11 protein-coding genes are annotated in these 15185 nt (G+C 63.9%); 9 read left to right on the top strand and 2 right to left on the bottom strand.

What is annotated here, in order from left to right:
• The first annotated feature begins 128 nt into the window (after nt 1-128).
• The 9 genes from J2T57_RS11275 (at nt 129) to J2T57_RS11230 (ending at nt 12937) form a co-directional block, all read left to right on the top strand.
• Entirely contained in the window at nt 129-488 is a 360-nt protein-coding gene (locus J2T57_RS11275) for a response regulator (RefSeq protein ID WP_253478718.1), read from the top strand.
• A 128-nt stretch (nt 489-616) separates the two neighbouring features.
• Nucleotides 617-982, top strand: coding sequence for a response regulator (locus J2T57_RS11270; RefSeq protein WP_253478110.1), 366 nt, complete (start codon nt 617-619; stop codon nt 980-982).
• 2 nt (nt 983-984) lie between these two features.
• Nucleotides 985-1530, top strand: a complete 546-nt coding sequence (locus J2T57_RS11265) for a chemotaxis protein CheW (protein WP_253478107.1) — start codon at nt 985-987, stop codon at nt 1528-1530.
• Nucleotides 1531-1603: 73 nt separating this feature from the next.
• The gene (locus J2T57_RS22230; RefSeq protein ID WP_301289336.1) at nt 1604-3661 is read left to right on the top strand and encodes a methyl-accepting chemotaxis protein; all 2058 of its coding nucleotides are present in this window, start codon (nt 1604-1606) and stop codon (nt 3659-3661) included.
• Nucleotides 3662-3681: 20 nt separating this feature from the next.
• The gene (locus J2T57_RS11250; protein WP_253478715.1) at nt 3682-4602 is read left to right on the top strand and encodes a CheR family methyltransferase; all 921 of its coding nucleotides are present in this window, start codon (nt 3682-3684) and stop codon (nt 4600-4602) included.
• Nucleotides 4599-10730, top strand: a complete 6132-nt coding sequence (locus tag J2T57_RS11245) for an Hpt domain-containing protein (protein ID WP_253478105.1) — start codon at nt 4599-4601, stop codon at nt 10728-10730. Before J2T57_RS11250 ends, J2T57_RS11245 begins: the two co-directional genes overlap by 4 nt.
• The gene (locus J2T57_RS11240) at nt 10717-11721 is read left to right on the top strand and encodes a chemotaxis protein CheB (RefSeq protein WP_253478102.1); all 1005 of its coding nucleotides are present in this window, start codon (nt 10717-10719) and stop codon (nt 11719-11721) included. Before J2T57_RS11245 ends, J2T57_RS11240 begins: the two co-directional genes overlap by 14 nt.
• Nucleotides 11718-12200, top strand: coding sequence for a chemotaxis protein CheW (locus J2T57_RS11235; RefSeq protein WP_253478100.1), 483 nt, complete (start codon nt 11718-11720; stop codon nt 12198-12200). Before J2T57_RS11240 ends, J2T57_RS11235 begins: the two co-directional genes overlap by 4 nt.
• An 8-nt stretch (nt 12201-12208) precedes the next feature.
• Nucleotides 12209-12937: a 16S rRNA (uracil(1498)-N(3))-methyltransferase gene (locus J2T57_RS11230; RefSeq protein WP_253478098.1), complete on the top strand. Its 729-nt coding sequence runs from the start codon at nt 12209-12211 to the stop codon at nt 12935-12937.
• A gap of 6 nt (nt 12938-12943) precedes the next feature.
• Here J2T57_RS11230 and J2T57_RS11225 read toward each other — a convergent pair whose 3' ends face one another.
• Nucleotides 12944-14293 (bottom strand): adenosylmethionine--8-amino-7-oxononanoate transaminase, encoded by a 1350-nt coding sequence (locus J2T57_RS11225; RefSeq protein WP_253478096.1) that lies wholly within the window; start codon nt 14291-14293, stop codon nt 12944-12946.
• Between the two features lie 14 nt (nt 14294-14307).
• On the bottom strand, nt 14308-15177 hold the full coding sequence (metF, locus tag J2T57_RS11220) for a methylenetetrahydrofolate reductase [NAD(P)H] (RefSeq protein WP_253478094.1): 870 nt from the start codon (nt 15175-15177) through the stop codon (nt 14308-14310).
• Nucleotides 15178-15185: the final 8 nt, after the last annotated feature.

Here is a 15185-nt window from a genome sequence, read left to right as displayed (position 1 = left end):
ACATAGGTCCGGACAGCAGCGGAAAGGATTCGCTCCGGTACCGTCTGGGGCCAGGTTCAGGACTAGCCAGTGTGGGGGAGACGGTGGAGAACGACACCACTCAGGATGCGTTGACCGGGCTCAAGGTCATGGTCATCGACGACAGCAAGACCATCCGGCGCACGGCCGAGACCCTGCTCAAGAAGGAGGGTTGCGAGGTGATTACCGCCACGGACGGATTCGAGGCGCTCGCCAAGATCGCCGACCTCAAGCCCGGCATCATTTTCATTGATATCATGATGCCCCGGCTGGACGGTTATCAGACCTGTGCGCTCATCAAGCACAACCAGCTGTTCAAGAAAACCCCGGTGATCATGTTGTCCAGCAAGGATGGCCTGTTCGACCGTGCCCGAGGCCGCATCGTCGGTTCCGAGCAGTATCTGACCAAACCCTTTACCCGGGAAGAACTGCTTGGCGCCATCAAGCGACACCTGAGTCAGGCGGCGTGACGGAGTACACAGTTTCCCGCCGCGCTTTCGGGCGACCATAACGCCAACCGGGGGCGCGCCCCAGGGCGCCGAATGGCGAGGGCGTGGGCGCGCTTCAACCGCAGGCGAATCAGAAAAAGGACATCTGCATGACTCGGGTACTCATTGTCGACGACTCCCCTACGGAAACCCACGTGCTGCGCGGCATGCTGGAGAAGCATGGCTATGACGTGGCGGTGGCCGAAACCGGCGAGAGCGGAATCGAGATTGCACGCAAGATGGTGCCGGATGTCATTCTCATGGACATCGTGATGCCGGGCGTCAATGGCTTCCAGGCGACGCGCAAGCTGAGCAAGGACCCGGCGACCTCCGCGATTCCCATCGTCATCATCAGCACCAAGGATCAGGATACGGATCGCATCTGGGGCATGCGCCAGGGTGCGTGTGATTACATAACCAAGCCTGTGACTGAAGAGCAGCTGCTCGATGCTGTCAAGGGCGCCCTGAAGAACTGACGATGGTTGCGGTCGTTCAAATGTCGCCCTTTGCCTTGCTCCGCCAGCTCGAGCAGCTGGGTCGTGATCACGGTGCCCAGATGCCTGTGCGGGAAGCTCCCGCCGAGGTGTGGGAGGGTGTCGGCTTTCGCCTTGGCGCGCAGCATTTCGTCTGTGCCATGGGGGAGGTCACCGAGCTTCTGAAGTATCCCGAGCTGTCGCCGATTCCGCGGACCCGCTCCTGGGTGCGGGGCATGGCCAACGTGCGCGGCAATCTGCTGCCGGTCATGGATCTGAATGGCTTTCTCGGGGGCGTGCAGACCAGCCTTACCCGTAGTAGCCGGGTCATTGTCATCGACATCGATGGTGTGTTCGCCGGTTTGCTCGTGGACGAGGTTCTGGGGATGCGACATTTTCTGAACGACGATTTTCACCAGTCCGCCGAGAACGTTGCGGAGGACCTGGCACCGTTCATTTCGGGTCGCTTCCACACCGAGGGTGTGGAGTGGCTGGTTTTCAGCATGCGGGCTCTGGCCCAGTCGACCCGGTTCATCAAGGTGGCGATCTAGTTTCGCCGCCCGGTGCGAGGCCTGTGCCTCGCCGGACGCCCGGGTCCCTGTACGCTCTGGAGGATGTACGACCATGAAGGGTTTGAGGAACTTGGGTCAGTTCGGCGGACTCTCGGCAGCGGTGACGGCCGTCAGTGGGCTGATTCTGCTCGCCGTGGTGCTGATGGTGGCGAGCTTCGCCTACATCAACTACTACAGCAACTTCGACGCCGAATACGTGGAGCGCTCCGAGGCGATTCGCGTACTGGCGCAAAAAATTGCCAAGAATGCATCCGAAGCTGCCAACGGCAAGACCGATGCCTTCTTCAATCTGCGTGAGGCACGGCAGGATCTGGCGCAGAATACCGATGCCCTTGCCTCGGGCAATCCGCGTACCGGGCTGCCCCCCACGTCTCAGACAACACCGGCTGCCGACGCGGCACTGGGGCGTGTCCTGCAGCCCTGGAACGAGATGAACCGCCTGGTTGGCACCATCCTCGAAAACCAGGAGCGCATCATAACGATCAACGAGACTGCGGAAGAGTTCCGTGGCACCGTACCCCGTATTCAGCGTCTTCTGGAAGAGGCCGCCACCCGACTGGTTGATGCCGGCGCCAGCCAGGACCAGGTCTTTGCCACCACCCAGGCCATGCTCCACGCCGACCAGATCACCCGGAATATCGAGGAAATGCTGCGTGGTGGCATCGGTAATCGCACCGCCGCCGCCCGTCTCGAGCAGGCCGACCAGAATCTGAGTGCCTCTCTCAACTCCCTGCTTGGCTCGGGTCCCCTGCCGGTTGGCAACGTTACCGATAGCCAGGCCCGGACGGCACTGGAAGAGGCCCGCAACATCTATGCGTCGGAAGTGCGTGAACCGGTGAACGACATCCTTGGCGACCGCACGGAGCTCTATGAAGTGCGCGAGGCGGCGGACCGGATCTTCACCGATTCCGATCGTCTGGAAGCCACTACCGAACAGCTCCTCGTCCAGTACCGGGCTCTTTCAGATCAGCGGCCGGTGAAGTGGTGGTTCGGCTTTGCTTTCGGTCTTCTGGCGCTGATTCTTCTGGTGGTGCGCGGCTTCTTTACCCGCTTTGCGGCCCGAGCCGAGGTGGAAGCCCAGCGCGCCGAGAAGCGCAAGGCCGACGAGCAGTCGAAGAAGAACCAGCAGGCGATCCTTGACCTGCTGGACGAAATCCAGGGTCTGTCCGAAGGCGATCTCACCGTACAGGCCTCGGTGGGTGAGGAGTTCACCGGCGCCATCGGCGACGCCTTCAATGACGCCACCGACGCCCTGCGCAACCTGGTAACCACCATCAACGAGACCTCGGTACAGGTGTCCTCCGCGGCACAGCAGACCCAGGCGACTGCCATGCACCTGGCGGAAGCCTCCGATCACCAGGCGCACCAGATCACTGCCGCATCGGCGGCCATCAACGAAATGGCCATTTCCATCGACCAGGTGTCGCGCAACTCCGAAGAATCGGCTGACGTGGCCCGCAGATCGGTGGACCTGGCGCACAAGGGCGCCGACACCGTGCGTCGCACCATCGACGGCATGGACGTGATCCGCGAACAGATCCAGGAGACGTCCAAGCGGATCAAGCGGCTCGGTGAGTCATCCCAGGAAATCGGCAACATCGTCGAGCTGATCAACGACATTGCCGACCAGACCAACATCCTGGCCCTTAATGCTTCCATACAGGCGGCCATGGCCGGTGAAGCGGGTCGCGGTTTCGCGGTGGTTGCCGACGAAGTCCAGCGACTGGCCGAACGCTCGGGTAATGCCACCAAGCAGATCGAAGCCCTGGTGAAGACTATCCAGACCGACACCAACGAGGCGGTGATCTCCATGGAGCAATCCACCGCCGGTGTGGTCAGTGGTGCGCGCCTGGCGGAAGACGCCGGCGATGCGCTGCGCGAGATCGAAAACACCTCGCAGCAGCTTGCCGGACTGATCCAGAACATCTCCGAGGCGGCCCGTCAGCAGGCCAAGGCCGCCGCCAACATCTCCGATACCATGAACGTCATCCAGGAGATCACCTCGCAGACGTCCGCGGGTACCAACGAGACGGCGACCTCCATCGGTAACCTGGCTGATCTCGCCAACGACCTGCGGAACTCCGTGGCCGGCTTCAAGCTGCCCGAGTAAGGGGGAGTTCTCCGGTGACGATGGTGCTCGCTGAGGAGGGGCAAGAGGTGCAGCCGTCCACGTCCATGGCCGACAGCCTGCCCGGCATGACGCAGTCGCAGTTCGACCGCTGGGTCGAATTGCTGGAGCGTCGAACCGGCATGGTGTTACCCAGGGAACGGCGCTCGTTCCTCGTGACCAGCCTGGCCTTGCGGATGCGCCAGATCGGCTACCGCGACGTCGATGCCTACTACGAATTCGTCACATCGGGGCTCGCCGGCAACATCGAATGGACGGCACTGGTTGACCGGCTCACCGTTCATGAAACCCGTTTCTTCCGCGATCCAAGAGCGTTGCGCCTGCTGCGTGAGACCGTGCTGCCGGCGGTGGTGGCCCGACCGGGTTGGGACGGGCAGCTCAACATCTGGAGCGTCGGTTGCTCCACCGGGGAAGAGGCCTACACCCTTGCCATGGTGGCGGATCGCTACTTCAATGATACCGGGTTTGTTGCCCGCTTCGGGGTAACCGGGACCGACATCAGCCTGCAGTCCCTGTCCACGGCCAAGGCGGGTACCTATTCCCGCAGGCGCGCCACTGACATTCCGGAAGAGTATGCGCTGCGCTATTGCGAACCCGCCGATCCGGAACACTTCCTGGTCAGTCGGAAGCTTCGCCGGCGGGTTTGTTTCGCCCAGATCAATGTGCTTGATGTTGGTGGGCTGGCCGGCCGGGCGGCGGATGTCGTCTATTGTCAGAATCTACTCATTTATTTCGATCGCACCCGCCGCCAGGCCATCGTGGACAGCCTGGTGAAACACCTGCGGCCTGGGGGCGTGATGATACTCGGGGCGGGTGAGGTCCTGCGCTGGACTCATCCACACATGACAAGGCTGGCCAACCAGGACGACGTGCTTGCCTTCCGTCGCAGCGATGAACCAGCCCGGAGGGCGGTTGCGCCATGACGACCTCCGACTTTGATCGCAGCACACTCAGTTGGGTGCGCCGGGAGCTTGAAAACACGCTCAAGGAAGCTGCCCAGGCCCTGGAGGCATACAGCGAAGACCGCAGCGACGAGACGCAGCTGCGCTTTTGCGGCACCTACCTGCATCAGGTCTACGGCACGCTGCAGATGCTTGAACTCTATGGCGTGTCCATGCTGGCCGAAGAGCTGGAGCGGTCCATCGAGGCGTTGCTTGCCGGTGATGTCGGCCAGCCCGAGGACGCCGAAGAAACCATCATGACCGGCATTCTGCGCTGCGCCCGTCTGCTTGAGGAAATCGAGCAGGGCCAGCAGGACAGCCCGTTGGTGGTGCTTGGCCTGATCAACGATTTGCGAAGCTCACGGGCGGCCGAGACCCTGGACGAGAGCCTGTTTTTCTCGCCGGACCTGGCCGCCGTTCAGGACGCCGAAGCCCGACTGCGGGAAGCCGGTGAGCCCATTGTTGCGTTGGCCAGGCGTTACCGGGGTGTCTATCAGCGCGCCCTGCTGATGTATTTCAAGCGTCAGCAGGAAGACCGCAGCCTGGAAAAGATCGCCGAGGTGCTGGACAACCTGGATGCGGCTTCTCCCGATGATGGCGCCGCCGGTTTGTGGTGGATCGCCGCCGGTGTGGTGGACGGCTTGCGGCATGGTGGGCTGGAGAGCACGCGCTCGGTCAAGACGCTGCTGGGACAGGTGGACCGGCAACTCAAGCGGGTCATCGACGAGGGCGAGACGGCACTGGTGGAGGATGTGCCCGAAGAGCTGCTGAAGAGCCTGCTCTATCACGTGGCGATGGCGCCGGAACCGACAGAACGCCTGCTGGCCATTCGGCGGCAGTTCGGACTCGATGAGCCAGCTGACCCCGACCGGCCCGCTGCCGGACCGGGCGCGGATATCCTGGAGAGTGTTGCCGGTGCGCTGCGGGAGGATGTGACCGGCGTCAAGGATGCGCTGGATCTCCACGTGCGCGGTGGGCAGGCGGATCCGGAGCGCCTGCGGTTGGCTGCCGAGAGCCTGGGCCGCGTTGCCGATACGCTGGGCATGCTGGGCATGGGCGAGGCCCGCACGGTGGTACGCGATCAGCTGCCGGGCTTCCAGCGCCTTGCGGCGGGAGAGGACGTCGGTGATCAGTCGCTGATGGAACTGGCCCGTACGCTCCTCTACGTCGAGTCCAGCCTCGACAACGTGCTCGAGGACGGTTTCGTCCGTCCTGAAGGCGCGGACGCCGCCGTCGGCATCGACGACGGTCGCTTGTTCGACCTGGAGTATCGCACCGTCTATCAAACGGCGATCCGCGAGGCCATCGCCGATATCGGCGCGATCAAGGAAGCCATCGTTCAATTCATCGAGCGGGACAACCAGCAGCCGCTGGATTCCCTGGAAGCCGTGATGCGGCGCCTCCAGGGCGCACTCGAGATGATCGATCTCGAACGGGCCGCCTGCCTGATCTCCGTGATGAACGATTATCTGCGCCAGGAGGTACTGGACTCCCGTGCCGTGCCCGGTTCGGAAGCCCTGGATGCCCTGGCAGATACCATCACCAGCCTGGAGTACTACCTGGAGGCTGTGCTTGAGCGGCGCAGCGGCCGCGAGGCAATCCTGGATGTGGCCCAGGGCAGCCTCGATCTTCTGGGCTACAGGCCGTCCACCGGCGCGACGCCAGAGCGGGTCGGCACCGAGCTCCCGCCCACCGTTGCCCTGGAGCCGGAAGCACTTGATACCGATGAGCCCGATGCTGACCACAGCGGCGAAGACCACGGTGACCAAGAGCAGCCTGAAGCCCAGGTGGTGGAGTCGGAGCCCGAGCTCGTGGACTCGGCATCGGACGCGCCCATGGAAGAGCCCATGGAAGCGCCAGAGTCGCCGTCGGTTGCAGATGTGCCGCCGATACGTCGCCCTGGTCATGCCTCGGCGGTCAACCTGGATGTGCCCGTACGGGGCGAAGAGCTGGACGACGAAATTCTCGAGATCTTCCTCGAAGAGGTCGACGAAGTGCTCGAGACCATCGGCGAGAACATGCCCGCATGGCTGGCCGATCCAGAGCAGAAGGAGCCGGTTACGACACTGCGCCGCATGTGGCATACCCTCAAGGGCAGTGGTCGCCTGGCCGGGGCCCTGTTGCTGGGCGAGTTGGCCTGGTCCGTCGAGCGCCTGCTCAATCGGGTGATCGAGGGTAACGTTTTGCCCACTCGCGAAGTGACCGGTCTGGTGGAGAAGGCCACCAACCGTATTCCGTCGCTTGCCGCCGAATTGCGTGGCGAGGACATCGATCTCGATAGCCTGGATATTCGCGGGCTCATGGCCCAGCTGCAGGGTGCGGCGGATGGTGAGCCGGTCGTTACCGCGCCCGCGGTTCCGGCAACCTCCGACGAGGTCCAGGAGGCTCCCGCAGAAAGCGCAGTGGACGAGGTGTTCGCCGACGCCGAGGATTCCGGGGAAGAATCGGACGCAACGTCCGAGGCTGACCATGATCATGACGATGCGACGCTCGCGTCCAGCGATCCCTTTGCCGAGGATCCATTCTCGGAAGTCGAATTTCTTGTGCCTGACGCGGAACCCGTGGGAGAGGACTCGTCTGCCGACCAGGAACCCGGGCATGATCAGGCGTTGGACTCGCCGGAGGAGCAGGCGCCGCTGGTCAGCGATCAGGAACTCGCCGATCTGGAGAGCATGGACGGCGTCGAGGATTTCGCTGCAGCCGACGACGATGCCGATGTCGATACGCCCGACCCGGAAGTTTTCGAGGAACTTGAAGGTGCGCTGCCGGCGAACGAATCATCGGAGCAGCCCGAATTGCCGGATGATTTCGGGTTTCCGGATGATGATGTGGCTGAGCCCGCCGCCGAGGCTGTCGAGCCTGTCCACGTAGCAGCACCTGTTGCTTCGGGGCCGACACCGCTGATCGATCCCGCCCTGTACGAAATCTTCCGTGCCGAGACGCTGGATCACCTGACTGCGGTGGCCGGATTCATAGAGGGGTGCCGCGCCCAGAGTGCCACCTGTCAGGTCACGGAGTCGCTGACTCGTGCCCTGCATACGCTGGCCGGTAGTGCCCGGATGGCCAATGTGGTGCCGGTTGCCACGCTGGCCCGCAGCCTGGAACAGTTCGCTGGCTTGCGGCAGGATCAGGGCCGCCGTCTGGATCAGGCCGACAACGAACTGCTCGAAGCAGGTGCGCAACGCATCCGTGAGTTGCTGGACGCCCTCGGAGACAGCAGTCTCGACATGCCGGGTATCGACGATGTGCTGTCGTGGATCGATGAGCGCCGTCAGGTGGAACCGCCGCAAACCACCGAACCGGCGGCACCATCCGCCGTCTCGGCACCGGCCTTCGTGGACGAGCCCGTCGATGCCGTGGACGAGGATCTGGTCGCCCTGTTCCTGGAAGAGGCGGAGGACATTCTGCAGTTCCTGGAGGGCACCATCGCTCGCTGGGAACATGACGCTGATCCCAGCGCGGCCCTTGCGGAGTTGCACCGCTCCTTGCACACCCTCAAGGGAGGCGCGCGACTCGCGGGCTTTAACGGTTTCGCCACTCTCTGTCATGGCCTCGAGAGCCTGGTGGTGGACGTGGAACTTGCCCGGATTCCAGCGGATGACGCCTGTTTCGATCTGTTGACGGAATGCCTCGACGGCCTGAACCGCATGGTGCTGGCCGCGCGTACCGGCAAGATGACGGAGTCGCCCGTCGCCTTGCTGGAACGCATGGAACAGGTCCGGCGGGAGGCCGCGGGCGAGTCGGCCGACTCCCTGAGCGATTGGCCACAGGCCGATGAGGCCGGCGGCGACGTGGAATTGGTCGAGGTCTTTCTGGAGGAATCCGCGGAAGTCCTCCAGGTCATCGAAGGCGCCTTGCAGCAATGGGCCGATGATCCGGACGACGAAAACCTTCTGCGGGATATTCAGCGCGCGTTGCATACGCTGAAGGGTGGTGCCCGCATGGCCGGATTCTCGCCCATGGCGGATCTCGCCCATGCCGTAGAGACCCTTCTGAATGGCGTACGAGATGGCGAAGTCGGTGCTGATCGCCCGCTGTTCGACCTGCTGGAGCAGTGTCACGATCACTTGTACGCCATGCGTGAGAACGCGGCGCAGGGGGCCGTGCTGCAAGCGCCGGCCGCGCTGCTGCAGACCATCGAGGCGCGCCGTGGCGACGCCACTGATGCCGATGTGGAAGCACCGGTGGAAGTACCCCCGCCGCCCGCTGTCGCGCCACCTCCCCAGGCGCCGGCGCAGGACGCCGGGGCAGAGCGAACCGCCGCCGCCGACATGGTTCGGGTGCGTGCGGACCTGCTTGATAACCTGGTCAACAACGCCGGCGAGGTCAGCATTTATCGTGCTCGCCTGGATCAGCAGGTGGGTGGATTCCGCTTCAACCTGGCGGAACTGGACCAGACCGTCAGCCGCCTGCGCGAGCAGCTGCGCACGCTTGAGATAGAAACCGAGGCGCAGATTCTGTATCGCTTTGATCGTCAGCCCGAGTCCACCCAGGACGCGGACGACGACAGCTTCGATCCGCTGGAACTCGACCGATTCTCGCGGATGCAGGAGCTTTCCCGCGCCCTGGTGGAATCGGTGAACGACCTCAGCAGTATCGAGGGCATGCTGGATAATCTGGCACGGGAAGCGGAAACGCTGTTGCTGCAACAATCCCGAGTCAATACGGAACTGCAGGACGGCCTCATGCGCACTCGCATGGTGCCGTTTGCCAACCTGGCCCCGCGACTCCGCAGAATCGTCCGTCAGACCGCCCAGGAGTTGGGGCGTGATGTGCAACTGCGGGTGCAGGGCGGTCAGGGAGAAATGGACCGCAACGTGCTCGAGCGCGTCACGGCGCCCCTGGAGCATATGCTGCGCAACGCCGTGGCCCACGGCATCGAGACACCGGATGCCCGCCAGGCTGCCGGCAAGCCCGGTTCCGGCCAGATTACCGTCGCCCTGGACCGGGAAGGCTCCGACGTGGTCCTGCGGGTATCGGATGACGGCAGCGGCATGAACCTTGAGGCCATCCGGCGCAAGGCCATTAGCCGCGGGCTGATGCGCGAGGACGCCGAGCTGACCGATCGCGAGATCGTGCAGTTCGTGCTGGAGCAGGGCTTCAGCACGGCGGAGACAGTCACCCAGATTTCCGGTCGTGGTGTCGGCATGGACGTGGTCAATGCGGAGATCAAGCAGTTGGGCGGCAATCTCGAGATCGACAGCAGGCCCGGTCTCGGTACCACGTTCATCGTCCGTCTGCCCTTCACCCTGGCCATGAACCAGGCCTTGCTCTGCATGGCCGCCGAACAGGCCTATGCCATTCCGCTAACCGCCATCGATGGCGTGGTTCGCCTGACCCGCGATCAGTTGGAGACCTATTTCCGTCGTGGTGATCAGGCGCGTTATCACTATGCGGGCCAGGACTACCAGGTGCGTTCCCTTGCGGAGTTGCTGGGGACCGGCGAGGCCGGGGTGAGTGGCACCGATCGCCGTACCCCCGTGGTCCTGGTGCAGACCGGTGATCATCGCCTGGCGATCCAGGTCGATGCGCTGATCGGTGCCCGGGAAATCGTGGTCAAATCGGTGGGCCCGCAGATCAGTGGTGTTCCCGGCATCTTTGGCGCCACTATTCTGGCCGACGGCCGCGTTGTGTTCATTCTTGACGTCGGAGCTTTCGTACGCCTGGGGTCAGCCGCCGTTGCCGATGGGGTGCAGGTCACCAGCGAGCCTGCTCCGCTACTGGACGAAATGGCCACCGTGATGGTGGTGGACGACTCCATCACCATGCGCAAGGTGGCTACCCGCCTGCTGGAGCGCAACGGGATGCAGGTAGTGACCGCGAAGGATGGCGTTGACGCCGTGGCCCTGCTGCAGGATTACGTTCCCCATGCCATGCTGCTGGACATTGAGATGCCGCGTATGGATGGCTACGAGCTGGCAACCCACATGCGCAACGACGAGCGGCTCCGTGAGGTGCCCATCATCATGATTACCTCCCGCACTGGCGATAAGCATCGCCAGCGGGCGCTGGATATTGGCGTCGATCGCTACCTCGGCAAGCCCTATCAGGAAAGCGAGCTCATGGACAATCTCCGGGAGCTTCTACAAGACCGTCATGGCATCCGGTGAGCCGAACAGTGAGCAGCAGACCGGCGCTGCCGTACGCGTTGGCCTCATGGCCGACGCCGAGGCGGGCAGGGATCTGCGACTGGGCCTCGAGCGTTGCGGCCTGAAAGTCGAGCGGCTGCCGGCGCTGCCCGGTGGCCTGCGGGCGCTGGATAGCGCCCGCGCCCAGGTGCTGCTGGTGGACCTCGCTGACGCCTCCGATACCGTCTTCGATGCCCTGGAAGAATTGCTTGAGAACGCGCCGGTGCCCATCGTACTGAATGAGTCCGGTCGTGCCGAGCAGACTGGCGTCTGGTTTCGACGCCTTGCGGCAAAGCTGACTGGTCTGGCTGGTGGCGTCGCCGCGCCTGCGTCGGCGAGACCGCTGCCGGCGAAGCAGTCGGAGCAGCGCCAGCCTGCCGGGCAGCAGCCGGCAGAGCCCATGGTCTGGGTGCTGGGTGCCTCTTTTGGCGGTCCCGAGGCGGTTCGGCGGTTTTTTGCGGCCCTGCCTGGAGCGCCGGGGGCCATCTTCTTTCTGGCGCAGCATATCGGCGACGGTTTCGTCGAACTGCTGGCCTCTCAGCTCAATCGAACCACGGCCTTGCGCGTGGTCCCCGCTCGAGATGGCGATGTCGCCGAGCCGGGCATGGTGCTGGTGGCGCCGGTGAATCATGTGGTGCGTATCGGCCCCGAGGGCACTCTGCGGCTGGAACCGGACAAGGCCGAGCGCAGCTGTCGACCCAGCGTCGACCTGCTCATGCAGGAGGTGGCGTCGCGGTACGGGCCGCGGGCCGGCGCCATCGTGTTCAGCGGCATGGGTGACGATGGAGCGCTGGGTGTGCGTGCCATCGCCGCAGCCGGTGGTGAAGTCTGGGCGCAGGACAGTGGCAGTTCTTCGGTGAGCAGCATGCCGGACTGCGCTGCGGCCACCGGAGCCGTCAGTCGCCGGGGAACCCCGGAGGAACTGGCCGGTGGGCTGGCCGCTTATCTTGAACATCGAGCCGCAGCATCATGACGAGGGAAACCATGGTTGCCGAAGACGCCTCAGTACGATCACTGCTGATTCCCATGGAGGACAGCTATCTGCTGTTGCCCAGCACCGTGGTGGCTGAAGTCGTCGGCTACAGTGATCCGGAGCCTTTGCCGGGGGACTACCCCAGCTGGCTGCTGGGGAGATTCAACTGGCGTGGTCAACGCATCCCGGTGGTCGCCTTCGAGGACATCAACGGCGGCAGCGGTGCACTGCCCGCAACCCGGGCGCGGCTGATGGTGCTGAAGGCTCTTGGCGATCGGCCCGAACTGCCGTACTTCGCGATCCTTGCCCAGGGCATTCCCCGCCTTGTCAGTGTGCATCCCGACGGCATCGAGGATCTGGAGGAGCCCATGGACGATGCCCCCGCCGTGGCGGCTGCCGTATTGGCCCATGGCGAGCCCGCCTTCATCCCGGACATGGAATTCCTGGAGGATGAAATCTATCGGGCACTGTTCGACTAGCCCCGTCCATGCGTTGCCCCCGCATTCACGTTGCCGGTCCGCTAACCCCCGGCCAGTCGCTTCAGCTTGAAGGCACCGCTGCGCAGCACGTGCGTGTGCTGCGCCTGCGGCCCGATGACCCCATCACCCTGTTTGATGGTCGCGGTGGTGAGCACGCCGCGGTGATTCTGGCAGTGGAGCGCCGGCAGGTGTCCATTCTGGTGGGCGACCATCGGGCCGTGGAGGTGGAGTCGCCGCTGTGGCTGACGCTGATCCAGGGAGTGGGCAAGGGTGATCGCATGGACTGGGTGGTGCAGAAGGCAGTGGAGCTTGGGGTTCAAGCCATCGTGCCGGTGGTCACGGAGCGCACCGTGGTCAGACTGGACGACAGCCGTGCCGAGAAGCGCAGGCTGCACTGGCAGGGCGTGATCAACAGCGCCTGCGAGCAGTGCGGCCGTAATACGATGCCGGAATTAGGGCCGTTGATGCCCCTGGCGGATATCTGGCCGACGCTGGTCGATGGTATCCGCCTGGTTCTGGACCCCATGGGTGCGTGCCGGTTGCAGGACCTGGGCGAACCAGCCGGGCCGGTACACCTGCTGGTCGGTCCGGAAGGCGGTCTATCGGATCGGGAAATCGCCGAGGCGCATGGCCACGGTTTCCGGTCGGTTCGGCTGGGTCCACGGGTATTGCGCACCGAGACCGCAGGCATGACCATGATCGCCGCCATGCAGACCCTCTGGGGAGATCTCGGCTGACCTCGGTCAGTCCCGGGTGGCGAGGTTGATGCCCTCTTCGGCGACCTGGGCGAGATGGCCGATCTGGCTTTCCGTGATCACATAGGGCGGCATCAGATACACCACATTGCCCAGCGGGCGCAGCAGTGCCTGTCGCGTCAGCGCGTGCTGGTAGACGCGCAGACCGCGACGCTCCTGCCAGGGGTAGGGTGCGCGCGTGGTCTTGTCACGGACCATTTCCATGGCCAGGATCATGCCGGTCTGGCGAACTTCGCCGATATTCGGATGATCCGCCAGGTGGCTGACCGCCTGGCCCATGACTTCCGCAAGTCTGCGGTTACGCTCCAGTACCCGGTCCTGCTTGAAGATATCCAGCGTAGCCAATGCGGCCCGGCAGGCCAGCGGGTTGCCGGTGTAGCTATGAGAGTGCAGGAACGCCCGCAGCGTATCGTAGTCGTCGTAAAAGGCCTGGTAGACCGTGTCGGTGGTCAGCGTGACCGCCAGGGGCAGATAGCCGCCGGTCAATCCCTTGGACAGCAGCATGAAGTCCGGCGAGATATCCGCCTGCTCGCAGGCGAACATGGTGCCCGTGCGGCCGAAGCCAACGGCGATCTCGTCGGCGATCAGATGGACGTTATGGCGGTCGCAGGCCTCGCGCAGCAGGGATAGGTACACCGGGTCGTACATGCGCATGCCCGTGGCGCATTGCACCAGGGGTTCCACGATGACTGCCGCGGTCTCGTGCCCGTGACGCTCCAGGGCCGCTTCCATCAGCGCAAAACTGCGCCGGCTGTGATCGGCCCAGCTATCGCCATCGATGCGCTGGAAGCAGTCTGGTGACGGAACCGTGATCGCCTCCATCAACAGCGGCTTGTAGGTGTCCTTGTAGAGCGCGACATCACCGACACCGAGAGTGCCCAGCGTCTCGCCGTGATAGCTCTGGGACAGGGTGATGAAGCGGTGCTTTTCCGGTGCACCCTGATTGCGCCAGTAGTGGTAGCTCATCTTCAAGGCCACCTCTACCGCCGCCGAGCCGTTGTCGCTGTAGAAGCAGCGGGTGAGCGGTGCGGGCGTCAGCTCCACCAGTCGTTCCGAGAGCTCGATGACCGGCCGGTGGGAGAAACCGGCCAGGATGACGTGTTCCAGTTCCTCGAGCTGTTCCTTGATGGCGTGATTGATGCGCGGGTTGGCGTGGCCGAACAGGTTCACCCACCAGGAGCTGATGGCGTCGATATAGCGGTTGCCGTCGAAGTCCTGCAGCCAGACGCCGTCACCCCGCTTGATCGGGACCAGCGGCAGCCATTCGTGGTCCTTCATCTGGCTGCAGGGGTGCCAGAGGACGTTGAGGTCCCGGCGGACGAGGTCGTCGTTCGGCATGGCGTCAGTCTAGCCTATTCGGTCTCCGTCGCGAGGCCCAGATTGTTCCAGATACGCTCCGTCAGCGCCGCACTGTTCAGGGTATAGAAGTGCAGTCCCGGGGCGCCGCCCTGGAGCAGGTCATAACAGAGTTCGGTGACCACATCGACACCGAAGTTCTGCAGCGACTCCCGGTCATCAGCGAAGGTGGCCAGCCGCTTGCGCAGCCAGCGGGGGATTTCCGCACCGCAGGCGTCGGAAAACCGGGCCAGCTGCTTGAAGTTCTGGATGGGCATGATGCCCGGCACGATGGGGATGTCCACGCCCACGTCGGCGCAGCGATCCACGAAACGAAAATAGGCGTCCGGGTTGAAGAAGTACTGCGTCATGGCGCTGTCGGCGCCGGCGTCCACCTTGCGCTTGAAGTGCATCAGATCGGTGTCGGCGTCTTCTGATTGCGGATGCACCTCCGGGTAGCAGGCCACCTCGATGCGGAAGTGGTTGCCATGCTGCTCCCGGATGAACTCCACCAGCTCGTTGGCATAGCGAAAGTGTCCTGGGCCGCCGGTGCCGGTTCCAGAGGGCATGTCACCCCTCAAGGCCACGATGTGGCGGATGCCTGCCTCCCGGTACTGACCCAGGATCTCGCTGATGCTTTCCGGCGTGGAGCCGATGCAGGACAGGTGGGGTGCGGCGTCGATGCCGGAATCCCGCTGGATCTCGATTACCGTCTCGAAGGTGCGGTCACGGGTGGACCCGCCGGCACCGAAAGTCACCGAAAAGAACCGTGGCCCCAGGGCGGCCAGGCGCTCACGCGTGACACGCAGCTTTTCCGCGCCTTCCGCCGTTTTGGGGGGGAAGAACTCGAAACTGTACTCGGGTTGTGTGCTGGTTTCTGTGGTCATGGGCTCCG

The sequence above is a fragment of the Natronocella acetinitrilica genome, from assembly GCF_024170285.1.
In the GTDB taxonomy this organism is placed as follows: Bacteria; Pseudomonadota; Gammaproteobacteria; order Nitrococcales; family Aquisalimonadaceae; genus Natronocella; species Natronocella acetinitrilica.
Note: the sequence above shows the minus strand (reverse complement) of the source record. Positions and strands in the feature narration are given on the sequence as shown.